The organism is Sinomicrobium oceani (assembly GCF_900119185.1).
In the GTDB taxonomy this organism is placed as follows: Bacteria; Bacteroidota; Bacteroidia; order Flavobacteriales; family Flavobacteriaceae; genus Sinomicrobium; species Sinomicrobium oceani.
Window position 1 is genome coordinate 298616 of record NZ_FPJE01000003.1, and the last position, 18914, is coordinate 317529.

Genomic DNA, 18914 nt, shown 5'->3' on the forward strand with positions numbered 1-18914 from the left:
AATATATAATAATTTTGGGATGAAAATAAAAATCCTTAAACAATGAAAATAACGGTTATAGCCAACATTTCCGCTAATGGAAGAATTTTATTATCTGATAATCCTCATTATCCATTGCCACCGGTCGCAATGGATTTTTATGTAAACCATGCGAAGCAAATAGGCAATCTTGTCATAGGTTTAAAAACATTTGAGGAGTTTAAAAATTTCCCTCAGAAAGTAAAAGAGCTTTTTAAAGGAATAGAAATTATAGTATTAACAGGTGAAGAAAGGATCTCTGAAAAATTCAAGTTTGTTGGAAGCCCTGAAGAAGCTGTTGCCTATGGCTTATCTAAGGGGTTCAGGGAAATCGCAATCGGCGGTGGCGGAGGTACCTATAATTCTTTTATTGACCAAGAATTAGTAACGGATATTCATTTTAATATCCACCCCTTAATTACAGGAGAAGGTGCTGTTTTAGGAAGAAATAATAGGTTAAACTCGAAGTTTGAATATGGAGAGTATATGGTAGAAAGTGGTTGTGTACAATTGCACTTAACTAAGAAATAGTGAAATAAGCAGAGAAATACTTTAGGCTTTAACAGGACAATAATGTGGCAGGTATGAATACGAAGACTATTTACAGATTGGGTTAGATATTTTAAACTAATCCGCAGGAAATTTGATTTGAATTTAAAATCCCGGAAAAAATGAAAATTGTATTAGCATGTTCTCTGGTAAATATAGGAAAACCATTGTGAAGGTCCCAGGGCTGTACTGCCTTCATGTGTTTTTGGTGAAGTCTGCAATGTTTATGATTGATACTGAGGTGGCTATCGGAAGAGTCCGGAAGAAAGTAATTGTGTCAAAAACGATTATAATGATGCACATTTCCAGGATTGGAGGGCAGTGGAAAGCCTGCCTGCGTACAGAAGCGTAGGGGAATGGCAGCAGAATTGGTTACTTCTGAATTGTTTAGAATTTTTTAATAGTTTTTATTAATTTGGGAACTGTTTTTCAGAGCCATATTCTTGTTAATGATAAAACCAGTCTTACCGTGTACCATGGCAAAAGTCTCTTCTTCGCCCGGTTGGGATAAGAAATTAAAATTAATGTAAAATTCTGATTATTTGGTGTTTATGCAGTGTTGCCAATAGTCTTTTTCGAAATGGAAAAATTAAGTAAATGAAACACATTTTTACAACCCTCTATCTTCTGCTGATATTCGCGGTTTCTTCCTTTGCTCAGGAAACTAAATCTTCTGACAATATCTATCAGATTCAAGATAGTTTACTGATACCAACAAAAAGCGGAATTGACATTTCGGCAACCATAGTCCGAAAACAAACCAATACGCAACCATTACCGGTTGTTCTTTTTTACACAACGTACTATCAGGGAGAAGGAGATAGCTTTTTCGCAAAATTATCGGCTGATAGAGATTACGTTGGAATTGTCGCTTATGCTCGGGGAATTAGGACAGATATAAACCATTATGTCCCTTATGAAAATGAACAAACGGATATTTACGATATTATAGATTGGATAAGCAAACAAGAGTGGTGCAATGGAAATGTTGGTATGTATGGTGGTAGTTACACAGGATTTTCGCAATGGGTAACGGTAAAAAATATTCATCCAGCACTTAAAACCATTGTTCCACAAGTGGCTGTTATGCCAGGTTATGACACTCCTATGGAAAATAATGTCCAAATGAATTTGGGGTTATATTGGGCAAATGACAATATTTATAAAAAAGAACCCATTAGAAGAAGTTTGCCTTTTGAATGGTTTAATAATGGTATAGCCTGGAAACATCTCGACAGTTTGGCCGGATATAAAAGCGAGATATTTCAAAATTGGCTACGACATCCCGGTTATGACAATTATTGGCAATCATTGGTTCCGACTCCGGAAGAGTATACAAAAATCAATATTCCTGTCCTTACGACAACAGGATATTATGATGGTTCACAAATCGGTGCTGTTCAATATTTCAAACTTCACCATAAATACAATAAAAAAGCAAACCACTATTTTGTAATTGGACCTTATGATCATTGGGGAGGACAAGCCAAAGCAGCAAAAAACCTAATGGGGTATGATATTGACAGTGTTGCGAACGTGAATATGCGGGAATTGGCTTATGACTGGCTTGATCACATATTAAAAGGCAAACCAAAGCCTGAATTGCTGAAGGACAAGGTAAACTATCAGGTGATGGGGACAAATGAATGGAAACACGCTCCTTCTTTGCAAGCCATGAATAACGACACGATAAGATTGTATTTAGACCATAAAAAACTTACAATTCATAAGCCGAAAAAGAAAAGATTTGAAGAACAATCAGTAGATCTTAAAGACAGGGAAAATCAAAATAATTATTACACTCCTGAAATTATTTTTGACACATTAGATGTAAGCAATGGATTAGTCTTCACATCGAAACCTTTTGAAAAAGACTTTTCGGTAAACGGGGCATTTACGGGAAACCTGTGTGCAACCATCAACAAAAAAGATATGGATGTTTCCATTGCTTTGTATGAGCTGATGCCAAACGGAAAATATTTCTTCCTTACCCGATATGTGGGTAGGGCAAGCTATGCTAAAGACAATTCAAAACGACAGTTATTACAACCTGGTAAAAAAGAGCGTATTCCATTTGACAACACCAGGTTTGTAAGCAAAAAAATAGCTAAAGGTAGCCGACTTTTGATTTTGCTCAACATCAATAAGCATCCGTTTGAAGTAATCAACTATGGTTCGGGAAGACCTGTTTCAGACGAAACTATAAAAGATGCAGGTGAACCATTACAAATTAAATGGCACAATGAAAGTTATATCGAAATCCCGATATGGAAGAATAAGAAGAACTGACAAAAACATCCGCCATCGACAATGGCTGTTTGTGAGATTTACAGACATCGTTTCACTTGTTGAGTTGTAGATCAAGTCGATAATCTTGAACTCGGAGCCGTTCTTGTGATCCATTGTATGTTTCACTAACATCTTTTCAAAGTGGAGTTTTATCGGATAATGCGTTGATACTATCCATGGGGTTTTACCATTTAGGGAGCTGTGGGACCTGAGGCAATGATAATGGAATTTACATTGCGATAGCAAGCTGGAGGAGTTCCGGGGCCTTTAGGTTTACCGTGGGATAGAATTCGTCAAGGTCAGTCAGTGTGGCTGAGGCCGCTCAACCTTTCCATCCGAGTGGGGAGAACGTGGCTTAATAGGCCGGAATTTGATACCATACTCATCAATCAGTTTTCCATCCAGGTCGTTTCTTAATATGATATGATAACATAAAGCTATGGAAACGATCTTTATGAATCACACAGCTACAGCAGCAACTGACATTTCAAAAATATTTAGCCGAAACAGAAAAGAATTTCAAGTCTCCTGACATACCGCTGTCATAATGTCTAATTAATTTAGCGGTGTAACTTAAAAAAATGATGAAATGAAATTAGCATCAATTAGAATAATTACTTCTAAAATTGAGGAACTGATAAAATTTTACGAGAAAGTAACAGGAATACCGTTAGTGCGATACACACCGGATTTTGCTGAACTTCAAACCCAATCTGTAACATTAGCAATAGGCAGCACCAGAACCTTAGAATTATTCGGAGGAGACCATGTTGCGCAAGCAGGTCATAATCGCAGTGCCATAATAGAATTTCGAGTAGAGAATGTAGATAACGACTATGATAGATTAGCTGATTATCTCGAAAATTGTATAGTTCAAAAACCCACTACATTACCATGGGGAAATAAATCATTTTTGTTCAGGGACCCTGATAACAACCTTGTGAATCTGTTCACACCTGTTACGCCCGAAGCTATACAGAAGTTTGATCGGACACCTGTCTAAAAAGGAAAACACTACCGTAACAAATAGTAAAACCCTGTAAATTCTACAATTTACAGGGTTTTTTTTGATACTCTTGGAAGAGTTTTAAAGTGAGCCTGGCAGAACGATTTTCGAACCGGTTTTTGGAGGATTTGAAGAAGTTGGCGGTTGGGAAAACTGGATAGTTAATACCTGTGACAGGATAAATTTTGTTTAAAAGGATCATAGACTGTTTCCTATACCTTTCTTATGCCACATAATTTGAGTAATGTTGACAAAGGCGCAGATATATGTATTTGTTGTATAAATATATAATTCTATCATGTGAAAGTTACATCCGCTGTATTCTCACTGCGTTCAATATCGCAAGCAATGCCACACCCACATCGGCAAAAACGGCCTCCCACATGGTGGCCATCCCACCGGCCCCCAAGGCCAGTACGATGATTTTCACTCCAAAGGCAAGTCCTATATTCTGCCAAACGATGTGCTTGGTTTGTTTACCTACCTGAATGGCCGTAGCAATCTTCGATGGCTGGTCGGTTTGAATGACCACATCGGCTGTTTCGATAGCAGCATCACTCCCCAGCCCGCCCATGGCCATGCCCACATCAGCCAAGGCAAGTACGGGAGCATCATTGATACCGTCCCCTACAAAGGCAATAACACGCTTAGGGTCCTTTTTCAGGGCCTCCACTTTCTCCACTTTTTGTTCGGGTAATAGGTCGCCAAAGGCTTTGTCAATACCCAATGAACGGGCTACCTGTTGGGTAACAGCATCTTTATCTCCGGACAACATGATCAATTCCCGAATTCCGGCTTTATGCATGAGCTGCACTGCTGTTGCTGCATCTTCTTTTAGTTCGTCGGCTATTACCATATATCCTGCGTATTTTCCATCAATAGCTACATGGATCACAGTATTAACCTCATTAGCTGCATCGGCACAGGTGATAATGTTTTCCTTGTCCATCAGCCTTTGGTTGCCAATGGTTACCTGTCGGCCGTTGACTGTTCCTTTCAGGCCATGCCCGGCAATTTCCTCCTGTTGTTCGGGTTCTGTAATGTTCTTACCTTGCTTTTGGGCATACGTTACAATAGCCTTGGCTATGGGGTGTGTGGACTTGCTTTCCATAGCTGCTGCCATACTGAGCCAATCGGTAGTGACGGTATCCATCGTAACCGCTTTTTGTACCTCAAACACTCCTTTGGTGAGCGTTCCGGTTTTGTCCATCACCACAGTGTTGATCCTTGTCATCAGGTCGAGGTAGTTAGAACCTTTAAACAAAATCCCTTTGTGGGAAGCTGCACCTATCCCGCCAAAATAGCCCAATGGAATAGAAACAACGAGCGCACAAGGACAGGAAATCACCAAGAAGATCAAGGCCCGGTAGAGCCAATCCTCAAACACATAATTTTCTACAAAAAAGTAAGGCAAAAAAGCCAGGCCAACGGCCAGAAAAGTAACGATCGGGGTATAAACCCTTGCGAATTTGCGAATAAACTGCTCAGTTTTGGCCTTTCGGGCAGTAGCATTCTGGACCAACTCCAGGATACGTGCCAACGAACTTTCGTTGAAGGGTTTAGTGACTTTCAATTCAATCAGCCTGTCCAGGTTGACCATCCCGGCCAATACGGTCTCCCCCAGGTTATAGGTGGCGGGTTTACTTTCTCCGGTTAAGGCGGAAGTATTGAAGCTGCTTTTTTCACTCAGCATCTCCCCATCGAGGGGTACTTTCTCCCCGGGCTTTACTTGTATAATTTCTCCTATTTTCACTTCTTCGGGATGTACGGTCACCATTTGCTCATTTCGCTGTACTGAAGCCGATTCCGGACGGATATCCAGCAGAGCCTTAATGTTCCTTTTTGCCCGGTTCACGGCAGTATCCTGAAACAGTTCCCCAATGGCATAGAAAAGCATTACAGCCACTGCTTCAGGATATTCCTGAATGGCAAAAGCCCCGAGTGTGGCTATACCCATCAGAAAAAACTCGGTGAACACATCCCCCTTCAGAATAGATTTCCAACCTTTGACCAGTACAGGCCAGCCTACAGGTAAATAGGCCAGCACATACCAACCTATGCGGGGCCAGCCATGGAAAAATGCTGGCTTAATAAACTGGTCAGCCGCGATGCCTGCCAAAAGCATTATCAGGCTCACGATACCACTCCCCCAAGTATTGAGAAAAGTGGGTTTATTTTTTATATCCTGCTTATTTTTTTGAGATTGCTGCTCAATCTCGCAACAGGATTGATCTTTTATATGATGTGCATTTGCCATAAGTTTTGTCTTTAATGTGTGGAATAGGAAATGCCCAAAGGCAGAGCATGATGGTACCGGTGAATAATGTAGTCATGTTTTTTTGTTGAACACCTACAATTCAATTTCATTTTCAATAAACCCTTTTGCTCCCTTTGGTCCTGATAATTCCAGCAATATCGGATATACCTGCTTGGAAACTGTAAGATGGAAAGAAAAAAAGTCACAACAAAGCCGTTCGGTTTTAATGAAGTCGTTTATCAGGTCAAGAGTTTGATCCGATCCGGCAAACTTGTACCTGAACCCATTGGGCATTTCTTGCCTTTCTATGACCAACTTTTTTAGTTTGGCAATTGCAGTAGCTTTTCTTCGTCTCAACTCCGGGGTAGTAAGTTTACAACTGATCTTGTTTTCATCCTTTTCCATAGTCGTCGTATTAAGAAGTTCTTGGGGCATACATAATGATAAGCATCCCCAGCACGGCGATTGTTCCGTTTGATAAATGAACCTCTATGGACTTAAAGGTACAAACAAAAATCATGCACAGGAATTGCATTTATCAGGCGCTGCATTTCCCACACACGCCCTTCACCACCAGGTTGGCTTCTTCTGGTATAAACTCTCCGGGCAGGTCGATGTCCGGGATTTTGTATTTGGGCAAACAGAAAGTTTCCCGACACATCCGGCAATGGAAATGCACATGGAGGTCCTGTTCTATATTGCATTCACAGCCTTCTTCGCACAGGGCATACTTGGGGGCGCCGGTACCATCATCGATACTGTGTACCAGTCCGTTTTCCTGAAAGGTTTTCAGCGTGCGGTATAGTGTCACCCTGTCTGACTTTTCAAATACTTCTTCCAGGTCGGAAAGGCTGACAGCCGCTTCCTGACCGGACAGAGCTTCCAGTACCAACAGCCGCATGGCTGTTGGCCTAATGCCCTTTTGTTTGAGTTTAATTTCGAGTTCTTTGATCATGGTATCTTTTGTTAAAATGAATTCCAAAACCGGGGGTTGATATACCTATTTCATATCAAATTTTTTAATGGATTTTCCTGTTTTTATGCGAAAAGCATCCTCGATTTCCGTAACATAAATAATGCCATCACCGGGTTCAGGCGTTTGTGCCTTACCACATATCAACTGTACTGCTTTATCCATTTCTTCATTCTGACAGACCAGCTCCAATTTTACAATCGGACTGTCGGTAAAATGAAAATCCAGGGAAGGTGAAGCATCTCTTTTCTTATAGGCTCCTGTACCTTCTCCTTTGGATAGCGTAATGCTTTCAAATCCGGCATCGCGCAAAGTTTCCACTACGGTTTGTACTCTATTAGGTTTTATAAATGCTTTTATTTCTTTCATCTTGATAATTTTTGGTTTTAATCTTGCCCGAAGTTGTCAATGGGCAGTTGGCAAGAAAACATGCCAACTGCCTTTTGCTCTTTTAGTGACTATGAGAAGTCTGACTTTTTTTCATCTCTGAAATCAGGTAATACGCATTGTTCCAGGCGATTTTTGTCCCTTTTGGCAGGGGTTCCAAAAGTTTAATCTCTACCCATCCATCTTCGATAATACCTGTTCGTACTTCCACAGCTTTAAATGCCCATTCGGTTTTGCCATCTTCCTCATGCGCTTCTGCCATAAAAATGTAGGGCTTGCCTTCTTCTTCAATGACCGCTCCCTCAGGCAATGCCTTTACCTCATTATTACCGGTCCTGATCTTACCATTGATATACATACCCGGAATCAGGAAATCTTCCTTTTTGTCGATCTCTGCATGTATATGAACAGCTTTCGGATTTTGCTCAAATTGTTTACCAACGGAATAAATTTTGGCATTTAGGGTACTGCCCGGGACCGACTCTACGGTAAAGGACACCTTCTGTCCTTTTTTCACTTTATATACGTCCTTTTCAAATACCATGAGGTCGGCGTGGATATGGTCGGTATTGACCACCATGAACATTTCGGTCTGGGGATCGGCATACTGTCCCATCTGAACCTTTACTTTTTCAATGTATCCATTGATGGGGCTTACCACGGGTACATATTGATAGATATTCCCGCTTTGTACCTTTGCCATATTCAGGCTGAGCTGTTTCAATTGGGCTTCATAGCCTTTGACCTCTCCCTTCATTGCTTGGTAATCGGCCACCGTTTCCTGGTACTCCTTGCCGGAGCCTACTTCTTCCTCATACAGTCGTTTCTGTCGCAGCATTTCCTTTTCCAGGAACTGGAAGCGACTGTAAGCTTTCACATAATTGGTTTGAAGATTGGTCAGGTTGGGGTGAGAAAGGTAAGCCAATGCCTGACCCTTATTCACCTTGTCACCTTCTATCACTTTTATAGAAGAAACATTGGCACCAAGAATAGCTGTGACGGTTGCTTCGTGCTGGGGAGGGACTTCCAACTGGCCGTTGGCCTCGACCACCCCGGAAAGTGTACGGGAGGGCAATGTATCTACTTTGATGCCCAAACTTTCAAATTTAAGATCAGAAAGGTGAAGTTCGCCCATACCTTCTTCGCTATGGCCTTCTTCTTCACGCCCTGCTTCTTCTCCCGCATGATCTTCATGCCCGGCCTCAGCAGTATCAGCCGATTTATTACCACACCCCGTAAATACCGATACCATAAGTGCCAGTGCCAGTATGTATATGATTTGCTTTCTCATTGTTTTATATTTTCTAAATCTATTGATCAGTTTGTATTAGTTTGATGTCTTTAAGTAGTATTCCAGTTGATAGCGACTGTCCAGGTAGCTGCCAAATGTGTCCCATGAGTCTACCTCTATACGTATGGCATCCCGGATATTTTGAAGGAAAGTCACATAGTCGACAGCTCCTTCCCGATAGGCCGTAATGGCCCCTGATCGCTGTTCCTCTGCCAGCGGAAGTGCTTTATCACGGTAATATATCCAGGAATTATACCATTTCAAATACTGCTCTCTCATATTCTGATAGGCTGTATTTAACTCCAGTTGCGTTTGGCGAAAGTTTTGATCAGCTATATCCCGTTGAATTTTGGCAGACTGTGTCCTGCCTAGTTCCGGCCCGAAGAACAAGGGAATTTGAATACCCACCTGGTAGGCATAAAAACCAGACTGCCCGGAAATTTGCTGCCGGCTATACTGACCTTGTAATTGTGGAAGAAAGCGTGAACGCCTCTCCTTTACGGTAGCTTCTGCCACCTCTACCCGCTGTTTTGAAACATTTAGCAAAGGATGGCTCATCAGTGAATCCGCCATATAATTTAATGGTTGATCCAACCGGCTGGCCGGAAAGTCCGGTACGGTAAACAGCGTATCATTGGCAAACCAGAGATTCAACCTCTGCAAAGCGCTCAGGTAATTGTGGCGGGCCTGATCTTTTTGTATCTGTACCTCGTTGGCCTGGTTGGACATGGCCAGGTATTCCAGTTTGGAGATGGCCTCCGTTTCCAACCTGATGCGGGCCGCCCGCTCAATATCTACAAAAATAGAATCGAGCCGTTCGTAGACCTGGTAAGTCTTTTTCGCAGCATAGACCATACCCCAGGCACGACTCACCTCACGCTCCAACTCTATCACCGAAAGGTCAAGGGCTGTTTCGGCCAGGGCCACCTGCTTTTTTTGGAGCCTGAGTTTTGGCACTATGCCAAAGATGTCTATTCGCTGCTGTTGAATACCGATTTGGGTATATATCCCATCCGAGCCATTGCCCACTTCTTCTTTCCCGGTAAATACCTGTGTACTTCCGAAATCCCAGGCGGTCTTTCTCAACACTTTCTGATTTTTGATCTCCAACCGGGCCGATTGTATTTTCGGGTAGCTCTCAATCGCTCGATTTTTGGCCTGCTCTAATGTAATTATGGATAAACTGTCTGGTTTCTGTTGTGCAAAAGTCATGGAAGGCAATCCCATAAGCCCACACATAACAAACAAGATCATTAAGTTAGTTTTGGGTGCCCGCAGCTTCTTTTTATCCTTTCTGCCTTCTACAAAAGTGTAAAGTACTGGCAGCACTACCAGCGTAAGCAATGTTGCAGTAAGCATACCGCCAATTACTACCGTTGCTAATGGCCGCTGCACCTCTGCTCCGGCAGATGCAGAAAAGGCCATAGGCAGAAATCCGAATATGTCTGTTGTTGCAGTCAGCATAATAGGTCTGATTCGTTCTTTTGTTCCTGTTAGAATTCTTTCTCTAATACTTGTCACGCCTTCTTCCTTCAATGAATTGAAGCGGTTGATCAGTACCAGGCCATTCAGCACAGCTACACCAAACAGTACAATGAAGCCTACGCCAGCTGAAATACTAAAGGGCATACCTCGCATCCATAAGGCAAAAACTCCCCCGATAGCTGCCAGGGGGATAGCTATATAGATCATAATGGATTGAGAAAATGACTTTAGAGCAAAATAAAGCAGCACGAAGATCAGAAAGAGTGCTATGGGCACTACAATCATCAATCTGCTTTTCGCTCTTTGCAGGTTTTCAAATTCCCCACCATACGTAATGTAGTAGCCTGGCGGCAAATCCAATTCGGCATCCAGCTTTTCCTGAATGTCGGTCACTACCGACTCTACGTCACGTCCTCTGGTGTTTACTCCTACATAAGTTCGCCTGTAAGTATTGTCCCGCGAAATCTGCATTGGGCCCGGCACATAGCTGATATCCGCTACTTCTTTGATCGGCACTTGTGTCCTGTTTGGCAAGTCAATATACAGTGTGCGCAAATCCTCAATGCTTCGGCGATGATTTTCATCAAACCGAATGACCAGATCAAACCGCTTTTCTCCCTCAAAGATCACCCCGGCCACCCCTCCGGCAAAGGCGGAACTTACATATTCATTGAGCTTTTGAATATCCAGTCCGTACTGGGCTATTTTATCCCGGTTGTAACGGACGGTCATTTGGGGCAAACCGGAAGTACGCTCCGGGTTAACATCACCTGCTCCTGGTACGGTTTGAATGATAGCCGCCATCTCTTGTACTTTAGTGGTCAGAACTTCCAGATCTTCGCCATACAGTTTGACAGCTATATCTTCCCTTACGCCCTCAAGTAGTTCATTGAAACGCAATTCTACCGGTTGTGTAAAGACCAGGTTAACACCGGTAAGTTGTTGATCCAGCTTATTCTTGATCTTATCTATCAGTTCATCTTTTGACTCAGCAGAAACCCATTTGTCTTTATCTTTTTCCAAGATCAGGTACATATCGGCAATGTCCATCGGCATAGGGTCAGTCGGGATGTCTGCCACCCCAATTCGGGCGGTAACTGTTTTGATTTCTGGGAAGTTCTCGAGCAATAACTTTTCAATTTTAATCGAAACGTCTTTTGATTCGCTCAGGGAACTTCCGGGCCGTATCAATGCCTGCATGGCAATGTCTCCCTCATCCAGTTGTGGTACAAATTCACCACCCATTCTGGAAAAGGTATATCCTGCAATTCCCAAAAGAATGATCGCTACGATAATTACAATAGCTTTGAACCGAAGAGCACCTTTTAATAGCGGTAGATATGCATTGTGAATTCCTCCAATGATCTTATCGCTTACTTTTTCCAGCCAGCGTTCAAACCTGCCAAACCAGTTCTTTTTGTTTTGGATCGGCTTCATAAAAAGGGCCGACATCATGGGTACATAAGTCAAACACAGAATGATAGCTCCTATCATGGCAAAACCGAAGGTGTAGGCCATTGGTTGGAACATTTTGCCTTCCACGCCGGTAAGGAACAGGATCGGGGCAAAAACGATGAGTATGATGATTTGGCCAAAAAATGCAGAACTCATCATCGTGCTACCTGCATCATAGGCCACCTCATCCATCACCCCCTGGTTGAACTTTATTTTCCCTGATCGGATACGCTTCTGGATTTCGTACACTGTACCTTCAATAATGATCACTGCCCCGTCAATAATGATCCCGAAATCAATGGCTCCCAGGCTCATCAGGTTGGCCCATACGTTAAATTGCTTCATCAAAATGAAGGCAAAGAGTAAAGAAAGAGGAATGGTGGTAGCCGTAATAATGCCTCCCCTTACACTTCCCAGTAAAATCACCAGTGCAAAAATCACGATCAAGGCTCCTTCGATCAGGTTGGTCTTTACCGTGTCGGTAGTCCTGGAAATCAGATCACTCCGATCGATAACCGTATTGATCGTTAGCCCTTTGGGAAGAGACTTTTCCACTTCTTCTATGCGTTCTTTTACATTCTGTATGACTGCATTCGGGTTGGAACCCTTCAACATCATAATAATGCCACCGACTGCTTCTTTACCATCCTGCGTAAATGCTCCGTAGCGCACCTGGTGTCCGAAATGCACCTTTTCTGCCACATCACCGACAGTGACCGGGATGCCGTTTTCCGTTTTTATGACAATCTTCCGGATATCATCCAGGGATCGAACCAGGCCTTCACCTCTGATGAAGTTGGACATTCGGTTCTTTTCGATGTAAGCACCACCGGTATTCACATTATTTCTGGCGAGAGCTTCATACACCTGAGAAATGCTTACATCCAGCGCATTCAATTTCTCGGGGTTGATGGCTACTTCATATTGCTTGATATAGCCTCCGAAAGAATTGACTTCAACCACCCCGTCAAGTAATGTGAGTTGCCTTTTTACGATCCAGTCCTGAATTGTACGCAGCTCCATTGGGGAATACAGCGAGTCATAACCCTCCTGCGGCTGAATGGTGTATTCGTAGATCTGGCCTAAACCTGTAGAAATGGGCCCCATGGTAGGGCTGCCAAATTTCTCAGGTATGATTTCCTGTAGTTCGTTCAGCTTTTCCTGTACCAGTTGCCGGGGTAAATACGTCCCCATATTATCTTCAAAAACAATAGTAACAACCGAAAGTCCAAACCTGGAAATGGAGCGAATTTCATCTACTCCCGGCAGGTTACCCATAGCCAGCTCCACCGGATAGGTGACAAATTGTTCTATGTCTTCAGTGGCCAGGTTGGGCGATACGGTGATCACCTGCACCTGGTTATTTGTAATATCGGGGACCGAGCCCAGATTGACCGTGGCCATGGAGTATATGCCCACTCCAATAAGCGCCAGGGTAAGCAAGCCCACGATAAATTTGTTCTTTATCGAAAAAGCAATGATTTTATTGATCATATAACTTTGATTTATTTTATATGTTCAGAGAAGAAGTGATAAACACGTGTTATGATCCCCAGCAATAGAACCAGGCCTAATATCACAATCAAAAACCACTTTAACACTCGTATGAATGTGATTTTCTTTCTTCTCTTTTTCCTTTTTTTCTTTGTGTTTTTCTTTGATTTTTTCAATTTCTTCGAGAATTGAATAGATTAAAGGGGCGCCTTTAAGCAGTAAAGGCTCATTGAAGAAGTCGGCCTGATATTAAAAAAGAATTACTTCTGCCTATCCCGGATAAAGGAACTTTAGCGGCAGGGCATACCTATCCTATCAGGCAAAGCGTATTATGATCTTGGGGGTTTGAGAAAATCGAAGATTTTAATGCTTCTGAAATCCCGTATATATGAAGAATATAACGCAGGTTGCTTTTCAGAATACGTAAACACTAAATCGGGAGAAGTATATAAAAAATGAAGGTGGCAACAATGACAAACGCAAAAAGGAGAACAACCGTCCCAACCATCACCCGTATTGTGGTGGTGGTCGTTATTGCCGGCATCTACAACCGTAATCCCATCTTGTTCGTATTGGGGCACGGTATCTGCACATGCTACCCCTGTCAGAGCCATAAAATAAAAACTCAATATGTAGCAGGCAATTTTCATTATTGCAAATATATGTATTTATGCAATGCAAAGATATTGCATTTCTTACTTCATTGAAGTTTTGATTTCATTAAAAGTAGCTCGACAGCCCTATTTGTATTCCACTTATTTTTGCGGGTGGATTTCCCAAAATATCCTGCTGTTGCATAAACCGGTAGTTAAAGCGCAATACCGTCTGGGCGGTTGGCCGAAAGCTGACGCCCGGAACGATGGCCCACAGGTCATCCGAAATATTGCCTCCGGTTTCCCTAAAAGTCCCGACGTTCCAATCCACATACTCCATTCTAAGGGCAAGATTTAAGGTGGCTTGTTTAAAACCTATGAGGTTTCTTCGCAATATCGGCTGTATAATATCGACAAAACCGCCTTGTTGACGGTCCCCAAATTGCTGGCTGTACGTTTCTGGCACATCCACATGTACCCAGGCCCATTCACCCGTAATATAGGTGTCAATGCCAGGCAGATTGGTGTTGAAATCCAAAGCAACGACATTTACTCCCCTTTTTTTGTCTAACCTAAGCCCGTCTTCTTCAGATTTGTTGTAAACGCCCCCCATATAGGAAAATCCTATTTCACCGATCTTATCGTTTCTAATCGCTATTTTTCCTGTAATTAAAGGTTGTCCGTTACTGCTTTCTTCAAAACGCTCGGCACTTTCTTTGGCTGCCGGGAGAAAGGTTTTGTTTTGATCATTGTTGATGATACTATTGTCAAATCCATTGGTCAGATATACTTCATAGCCAAAGGCCCAATCCTTAAAATACTGCTTGCCATACAGGCCAAAACCTACATTGCTCCAGGTAGCAGGTAACATTTCCGTCATAGCTACAGGGCGATCCACAAACTCCCACTTTGGACCGTCATGATTCTGATTGAAAGCGCCTATAGGATTCATTACCACTCCGCCTCTGAGATTAACCAGTGGGTGAAAATTTATATCGAGGGCAGCAAATTCAATGGATATTTCCTTTCCTCCTTCTTCCAGTTCTATTTCAGAAAGGAACTTGATCTTGCGATGAATGGAGGAAGCCACAAAAAGTGTCATCCGGGGAATGCGGAAACTGTGGCCATCCGTGATCCCGTCTTCCCCAATATACTGATAATCGGCTTCTATGTATCCACCCACAGAAACGGGCATCTTACCGATCTGAAGGAATGGCCGGTTATATACGGCATCCATGTTCATGTTTTTATTGGCCGATGTATCTGCCGGTATTCTTTTTAATAAGGTACTGTCAACCTGGGCTTTTACACTTATTGTAAAAGTGATGACCCCAAGGGTGAGTAAACATTTTTTCATTTCAGATTGATTTTTAAAACAGTTTCTTCGACTTGGACCGGAAAAGTTCGTAGTGGGGCATCTGCCGGGCCGTTTTGCACCGCCCCGGTATTGGTAAATTCGCTTCCATGGGCCGGACACTGGATGCGATCGCCAAATACCTGGAGTTCGGTTCCCTGGTGAGTGCATTTCATCAGTAATGCCTGGTATTCCGTATCCGAAAACCGGTAAACACAGACCGGGTATTGCAGCCAGTCATTATAAACTACCACATACTTTCTGAATTCCTTTTTCTCTTTTTTTATAAATACAAAAGCATCCAGGGGAAGGTTTAAAAATTCTCCTTCCAATGGCACGTGAAGATATTTGGTGCCGGCACAACTTTCCAGTAAAGAAGCTGCCCCTAATAAACCGAGACACCCATAACCACAAGTTTTTAAAAATTCTTTTCGGTGCATACTGTTTTTATTAGAGAGATTCAAGGAATTTGATCAATGCCTGTTTATCAGCAGGAGAAAGTGTTTTAAACTGTTCTCTGCTATTTTGTCCTTCCCCGCCATGCATGAGAATAGCTTCTTCAATACTCCCGGCCCGTCCATCGTGCATCAAAAAATATTGTCCCCCCTGAGAGTCAGGTGATAAACCCAAACCCCAAAGTGGAGGTGTCCGCCACTCATAGGTTTCCGCAGAACCTTCCGTTGCCCCGTCATCCAGGTCAGAACCCATGTCGTGGAGTAGAAGGTCTGTATAGGGGTAAAAGGTTTTGTTGGAAAGTGCAGTTATATCCGAGGAAGGAGTAGTCCATTCCGAGATATGACAGGAACTGCATTGGACTTGATTAAACAGGGCCTTGCCCCGAATTACCTGCTGATCATCAGGTGTCCGCGGAATAGGTGCCTTAAGTGTCCTAAGATAAAAAACCACATCCCGGATGGTTTGATCGGATACTTCCGGATCGATAGTGAGACCGGAATGAACATCAACTGGCTCAAAAGTGAAGGTGATACCTATATCCTGGTTATAAGCCGTGGTCACTTGCTGTAAGAGGTCGACAACGGCTGCCTTTTTTCCAAACCGTCCTATGTATTGACCATTGAACTGCTGGTGAAACCACAATGGGATAAAATAATCCGGGGGATCGATGTAGTTAGGTATCCCCGATATACCATCTCCGTCCTTATCACCGGGGTCTGCATTGGCCAGGATTTGTTCATCTGTCAATGCTGCCAGGAACCCCAGCCCAGTGACCGCGGGTGGGGTAAGGTTCATGAAAGGAGTTCCTTCAGCTAATCTTTCCGGCTGGTAACCCGGTATGGCCCGGTTTTGCAACTGTGGGCCACCGATAGACAAGTCAGGAAGCATATTGGGCACTGTCTGACCAAAGCGCGTTAAGGTAGTAAAAGGGTGGCCTTTGCCATCACCTGCATGGCAACTACCACAGGATGTGGCAACAAATAGGGGTCCCAACCCCGTCTCTGCGGTAAATACTTCATCATTAAAAGCAATATCTCCGGCCAGAAACTGGGCCTGCTCACCAGTGTTGAGTCCCTGAACAGGGCCATCCAGGATTTCGTATTCAGCCGGTGGTTCAGAAATTAGTTTTTCACAGGCCAATGTCAGATAACTAAAAACCACAATTAAAACAAGCCTCTTCATAATTTAAAATTAGATATACAAAATTAATAAATTAGATTAGACTAAAAAATATATTTTGAAAAACTAATATAGTTCAATAGACATCAATACATTCGTGAAGGTCTGGGGCCTGATCCCATGTGGTAGTTGTGTATGGCGAGGGCTGTAGAGGAGGCGTAATTAATATAGTTCAGCTATTCTGTAACCAAATGAAGACAGAAAAAATAAAAACGGTGCAAAGAGCCTTTTTCAGTTTTGTACCGTTTTTGATAGATGTATAGAATAATTTTCGAACTGTTAATTGAGAGATTTCATAATTGCTATGCAATTTTCTAAGCCAAATTCATCAAACTTTTCATTTCCCTTCATACTAAATGATCAGAAATTTCCTCTAATTCCCCACGCCAATTACATTCGGCGTCCCCTTCTTGGAGATTTTCTCTGTCTTTGTTTTTGTACTTCTTTTATACCCATATCTTTTTTAAACTGATTGATTTCCTTTTCAGGAGCATTCCGCTTTTTCATCAGTTTCAACACCTGGTAACTTTGCTGTGAAAAATAGTGCTTCAATTTTTCCGGCCAGGGCCTTGCCAGTTCTTCCTCATACACTTTTAATGGATTATATGGATTGTGAGCCACTAAGCTCACACCCTCAACAAGACTGGTTTGTTCCAATACAGCAGTACGAGCATAAAGGTACAATTCATCATATATTTTAGGCCATTGGATTTCTCCCAGGGTATCAGGTATAGCATGGAAACGCTCATCATGTGCTTTTCTGGAAACCTGTCTTCCCATCCCTGTTTCTTCAATACTCTTTTCATATCTAAGATATGTTCCTAACATACTCAAACGAGGGGCTACTGCCAGCAATTTAATAACTGCCCTATATCCTTTTTCTTTAACTTCCTTAATTGTTTCACTCAACTGTTTTCCGGAAGCAAATGTGGTTTCCAATATATAATTTAATCGATGCTCTCTGCAATACCTGCTTAATTCATCATTCCAGCGTTTGGAATATTTTGCAGTAATATCTGGGTAATAGACAGGGTGTTTTCTTTTTATTTCATCCGCTAAAGGATGATAGTCACGAAAGTTATCTGCGTTACATATCACAGCATTTTTTAACAGGCTGTATTCTGCTTCCTTTTGCAATTCAGTTTTACCGGCTCCCGGTTGAGCACCTAAAATGATTACAGTAGGGGTTTTGGAAAGGGTTATTCCTTGGGTGTGAGTTCTAATGATAATCTGAAGAATGGTCTCGAAATCCTTCTCCGTTAAGGCATATTGCTGTTGTAATTGGGTGAGTTTATCCAGGTTCATCCTGCTTCATAAATAGCCTTTAGTTGAGGAGCATAAGTGCTAATGATCTCCTGCATACGAGAAGCACTTTTAAAATTATCCGGTTCCCGGTTAATTTTCTGGATTTCATTCACATAAATATGTAAATCCTCAATACGTTGCTTATTCGGAACGGATTTTTGCAACTCTTTAAATTCTTCCCTTCCTGCATAGGCTAACAGTTCATTCAGAATGGTATTGGTTGTTTCTGTCAGGGTATACCAATCCAATGGATTTTCCGGTGCTTCTGCTTTGATTTTAGTCCTTTCCAACAACTGTTCGATCTTGAGCCAGTCTTTATAATTGACCAGTACCGAAACCGGAGTACCTTTGCGATCTTTGATGATTTGTGTTTCCAAAATGTCGTTGTTTTAATACAAGTATATTAAAGATAGGAAAACTTCCTTGATCTATCAAAAATACGAAAAAACACAAAACAATTGGAAAGTATAGTTCTATTATCTCCTAATTTTCTTTACCTTTTGAAGGTGGAAAGAACGGACAAAGTGAGCCACCTAAAACGGATAAAAGTGAGCAGTGTAAATGAAGTGTTTAAAATCGATTCATTCTTGGTGTAAAGTTAGCTTTTATTTCTTAGTTTTTTCCGCATAGATTCTCCCTTAATATTAATCCGGTGTGCGGTATGTACCAGGCGATCTAAAATAGCGTCCGCAATAGTCTGTTCCCCGATGGTTTGATGCCAGGCCTCTATAGGAAGCTGGGAAGCCATAATGGTGGAGCGTTTTCCGTGCCTGTCTTCGATAATTTCCATCAACGTTTGCCTATTGATATGATCTAAGCCTTT

General features: G+C 42.3%; 16 protein-coding genes. 3 read left to right on the forward strand and 13 right to left on the reverse strand.

The genetic code is table 11. The features are described 5' to 3' along the window. The first annotated feature begins 42 nt into the window (after nucleotides 1-42). The 3 genes from BT112_RS04310 (at nucleotide 43) to BT112_RS04325 (ending at nucleotide 3859) form a co-directional block, all read left to right on the forward strand. Nucleotides 43-549 (forward strand): dihydrofolate reductase family protein, encoded by a 507-nt coding sequence (locus BT112_RS04310; RefSeq protein WP_072316120.1) that lies wholly within the window; start codon nucleotides 43-45, stop codon nucleotides 547-549. 615 nt (nucleotides 550-1164) lie between these two features. Continuing rightward, nucleotides 1165-2856: a CocE/NonD family hydrolase gene (locus BT112_RS04320; protein WP_072316122.1), complete on the forward strand. Its 1692-nt coding sequence runs from the start codon at nucleotides 1165-1167 to the stop codon at nucleotides 2854-2856. A gap of 589 nt (nucleotides 2857-3445) precedes the next feature. Then, nucleotides 3446-3859 carry a VOC family protein gene (locus tag BT112_RS04325; protein WP_072316123.1) on the forward strand — a complete coding sequence of 138 codons (414 nt, stop codon included), beginning with the start codon at nucleotides 3446-3448 and terminating at the stop codon, nucleotides 3857-3859. A 310-nt stretch (nucleotides 3860-4169) separates the two neighbouring features. On the opposite strand, the gene BT112_RS04330 is transcribed toward BT112_RS04325, so the two are convergent. The 13 genes from BT112_RS04330 to BT112_RS04390 form a co-directional block, all read right to left on the reverse strand. Continuing rightward, nucleotides 4170-6119, reverse strand: a complete 1950-nt coding sequence (locus BT112_RS04330) for a heavy metal translocating P-type ATPase (RefSeq protein ID WP_072316124.1) — start codon at nucleotides 6117-6119, stop codon at nucleotides 4170-4172. A 93-nt stretch (nucleotides 6120-6212) separates the two neighbouring features. Further along, nucleotides 6213-6554 carry a hypothetical protein gene (locus BT112_RS04335; protein ID WP_072316125.1) on the reverse strand — a complete coding sequence of 114 codons (342 nt, stop codon included), beginning with the start codon at nucleotides 6552-6554 and terminating at the stop codon, nucleotides 6213-6215. A 103-nt stretch (nucleotides 6555-6657) separates the two neighbouring features. Then, a complete protein-coding gene (locus BT112_RS04340; RefSeq protein ID WP_217652330.1) occupies nucleotides 6658-7071 on the reverse strand; it encodes a Fur family transcriptional regulator in 414 nt (137 codons plus the stop codon). Between the two features lie 48 nt (nucleotides 7072-7119). Further along, the gene (locus tag BT112_RS04345; protein ID WP_072316126.1) at nucleotides 7120-7461 is read right to left on the reverse strand and encodes a P-II family nitrogen regulator; all 342 of its coding nucleotides are present in this window, start codon (nucleotides 7459-7461) and stop codon (nucleotides 7120-7122) included. Between the two features lie 82 nt (nucleotides 7462-7543). After that, nucleotides 7544-8770: an efflux RND transporter periplasmic adaptor subunit gene (locus BT112_RS04350; protein WP_072316127.1), complete on the reverse strand. Its 1227-nt coding sequence runs from the start codon at nucleotides 8768-8770 to the stop codon at nucleotides 7544-7546. A 36-nt stretch (nucleotides 8771-8806) separates the two neighbouring features. Continuing rightward, nucleotides 8807-13204, reverse strand: coding sequence for a CusA/CzcA family heavy metal efflux RND transporter (locus BT112_RS04355; RefSeq protein WP_072316128.1), 4398 nt, complete (start codon nucleotides 13202-13204; stop codon nucleotides 8807-8809). Between the two features lie 329 nt (nucleotides 13205-13533). After that, nucleotides 13534-13854: a DUF6660 family protein gene (locus BT112_RS22185; protein WP_072316129.1), complete on the reverse strand. Its 321-nt coding sequence runs from the start codon at nucleotides 13852-13854 to the stop codon at nucleotides 13534-13536. 70 nt (nucleotides 13855-13924) lie between these two features. Beyond that, nucleotides 13925-15154, reverse strand: coding sequence for a hypothetical protein (locus BT112_RS04365; protein WP_072316130.1), 1230 nt, complete (start codon nucleotides 15152-15154; stop codon nucleotides 13925-13927). Then, the gene (locus BT112_RS04370) at nucleotides 15151-15591 is read right to left on the reverse strand and encodes a Rieske (2Fe-2S) protein (protein ID WP_072316131.1); all 441 of its coding nucleotides are present in this window, start codon (nucleotides 15589-15591) and stop codon (nucleotides 15151-15153) included. Before BT112_RS04370 ends, BT112_RS04365 begins: the two co-directional genes overlap by 4 nt. 10 nt (nucleotides 15592-15601) lie before the next feature. Next, nucleotides 15602-16789 carry a di-heme oxidoredictase family protein gene (locus BT112_RS04375; protein ID WP_072316132.1) on the reverse strand — a complete coding sequence of 396 codons (1188 nt, stop codon included), beginning with the start codon at nucleotides 16787-16789 and terminating at the stop codon, nucleotides 15602-15604. Between the two features lie 387 nt (nucleotides 16790-17176). Next, entirely contained in the window at nucleotides 17177-18091 is a 915-nt protein-coding gene (locus BT112_RS04380; protein WP_072316133.1) for a zeta toxin family protein, read from the reverse strand. Beyond that, complete coding sequence (locus tag BT112_RS04385) at nucleotides 18088-18468, reverse strand: hypothetical protein (RefSeq protein WP_072316134.1); 381 nt, start codon at nucleotides 18466-18468, stop codon at nucleotides 18088-18090. The genes BT112_RS04380 and BT112_RS04385 overlap by 4 nt, the downstream gene beginning before the upstream one ends. Before the next feature lie 221 nt (nucleotides 18469-18689). After that, on the reverse strand, nucleotides 18690-18914 hold a 225-nt coding region (locus tag BT112_RS04390; RefSeq protein WP_175545747.1), incomplete at its 5' end, for an ATP-binding protein.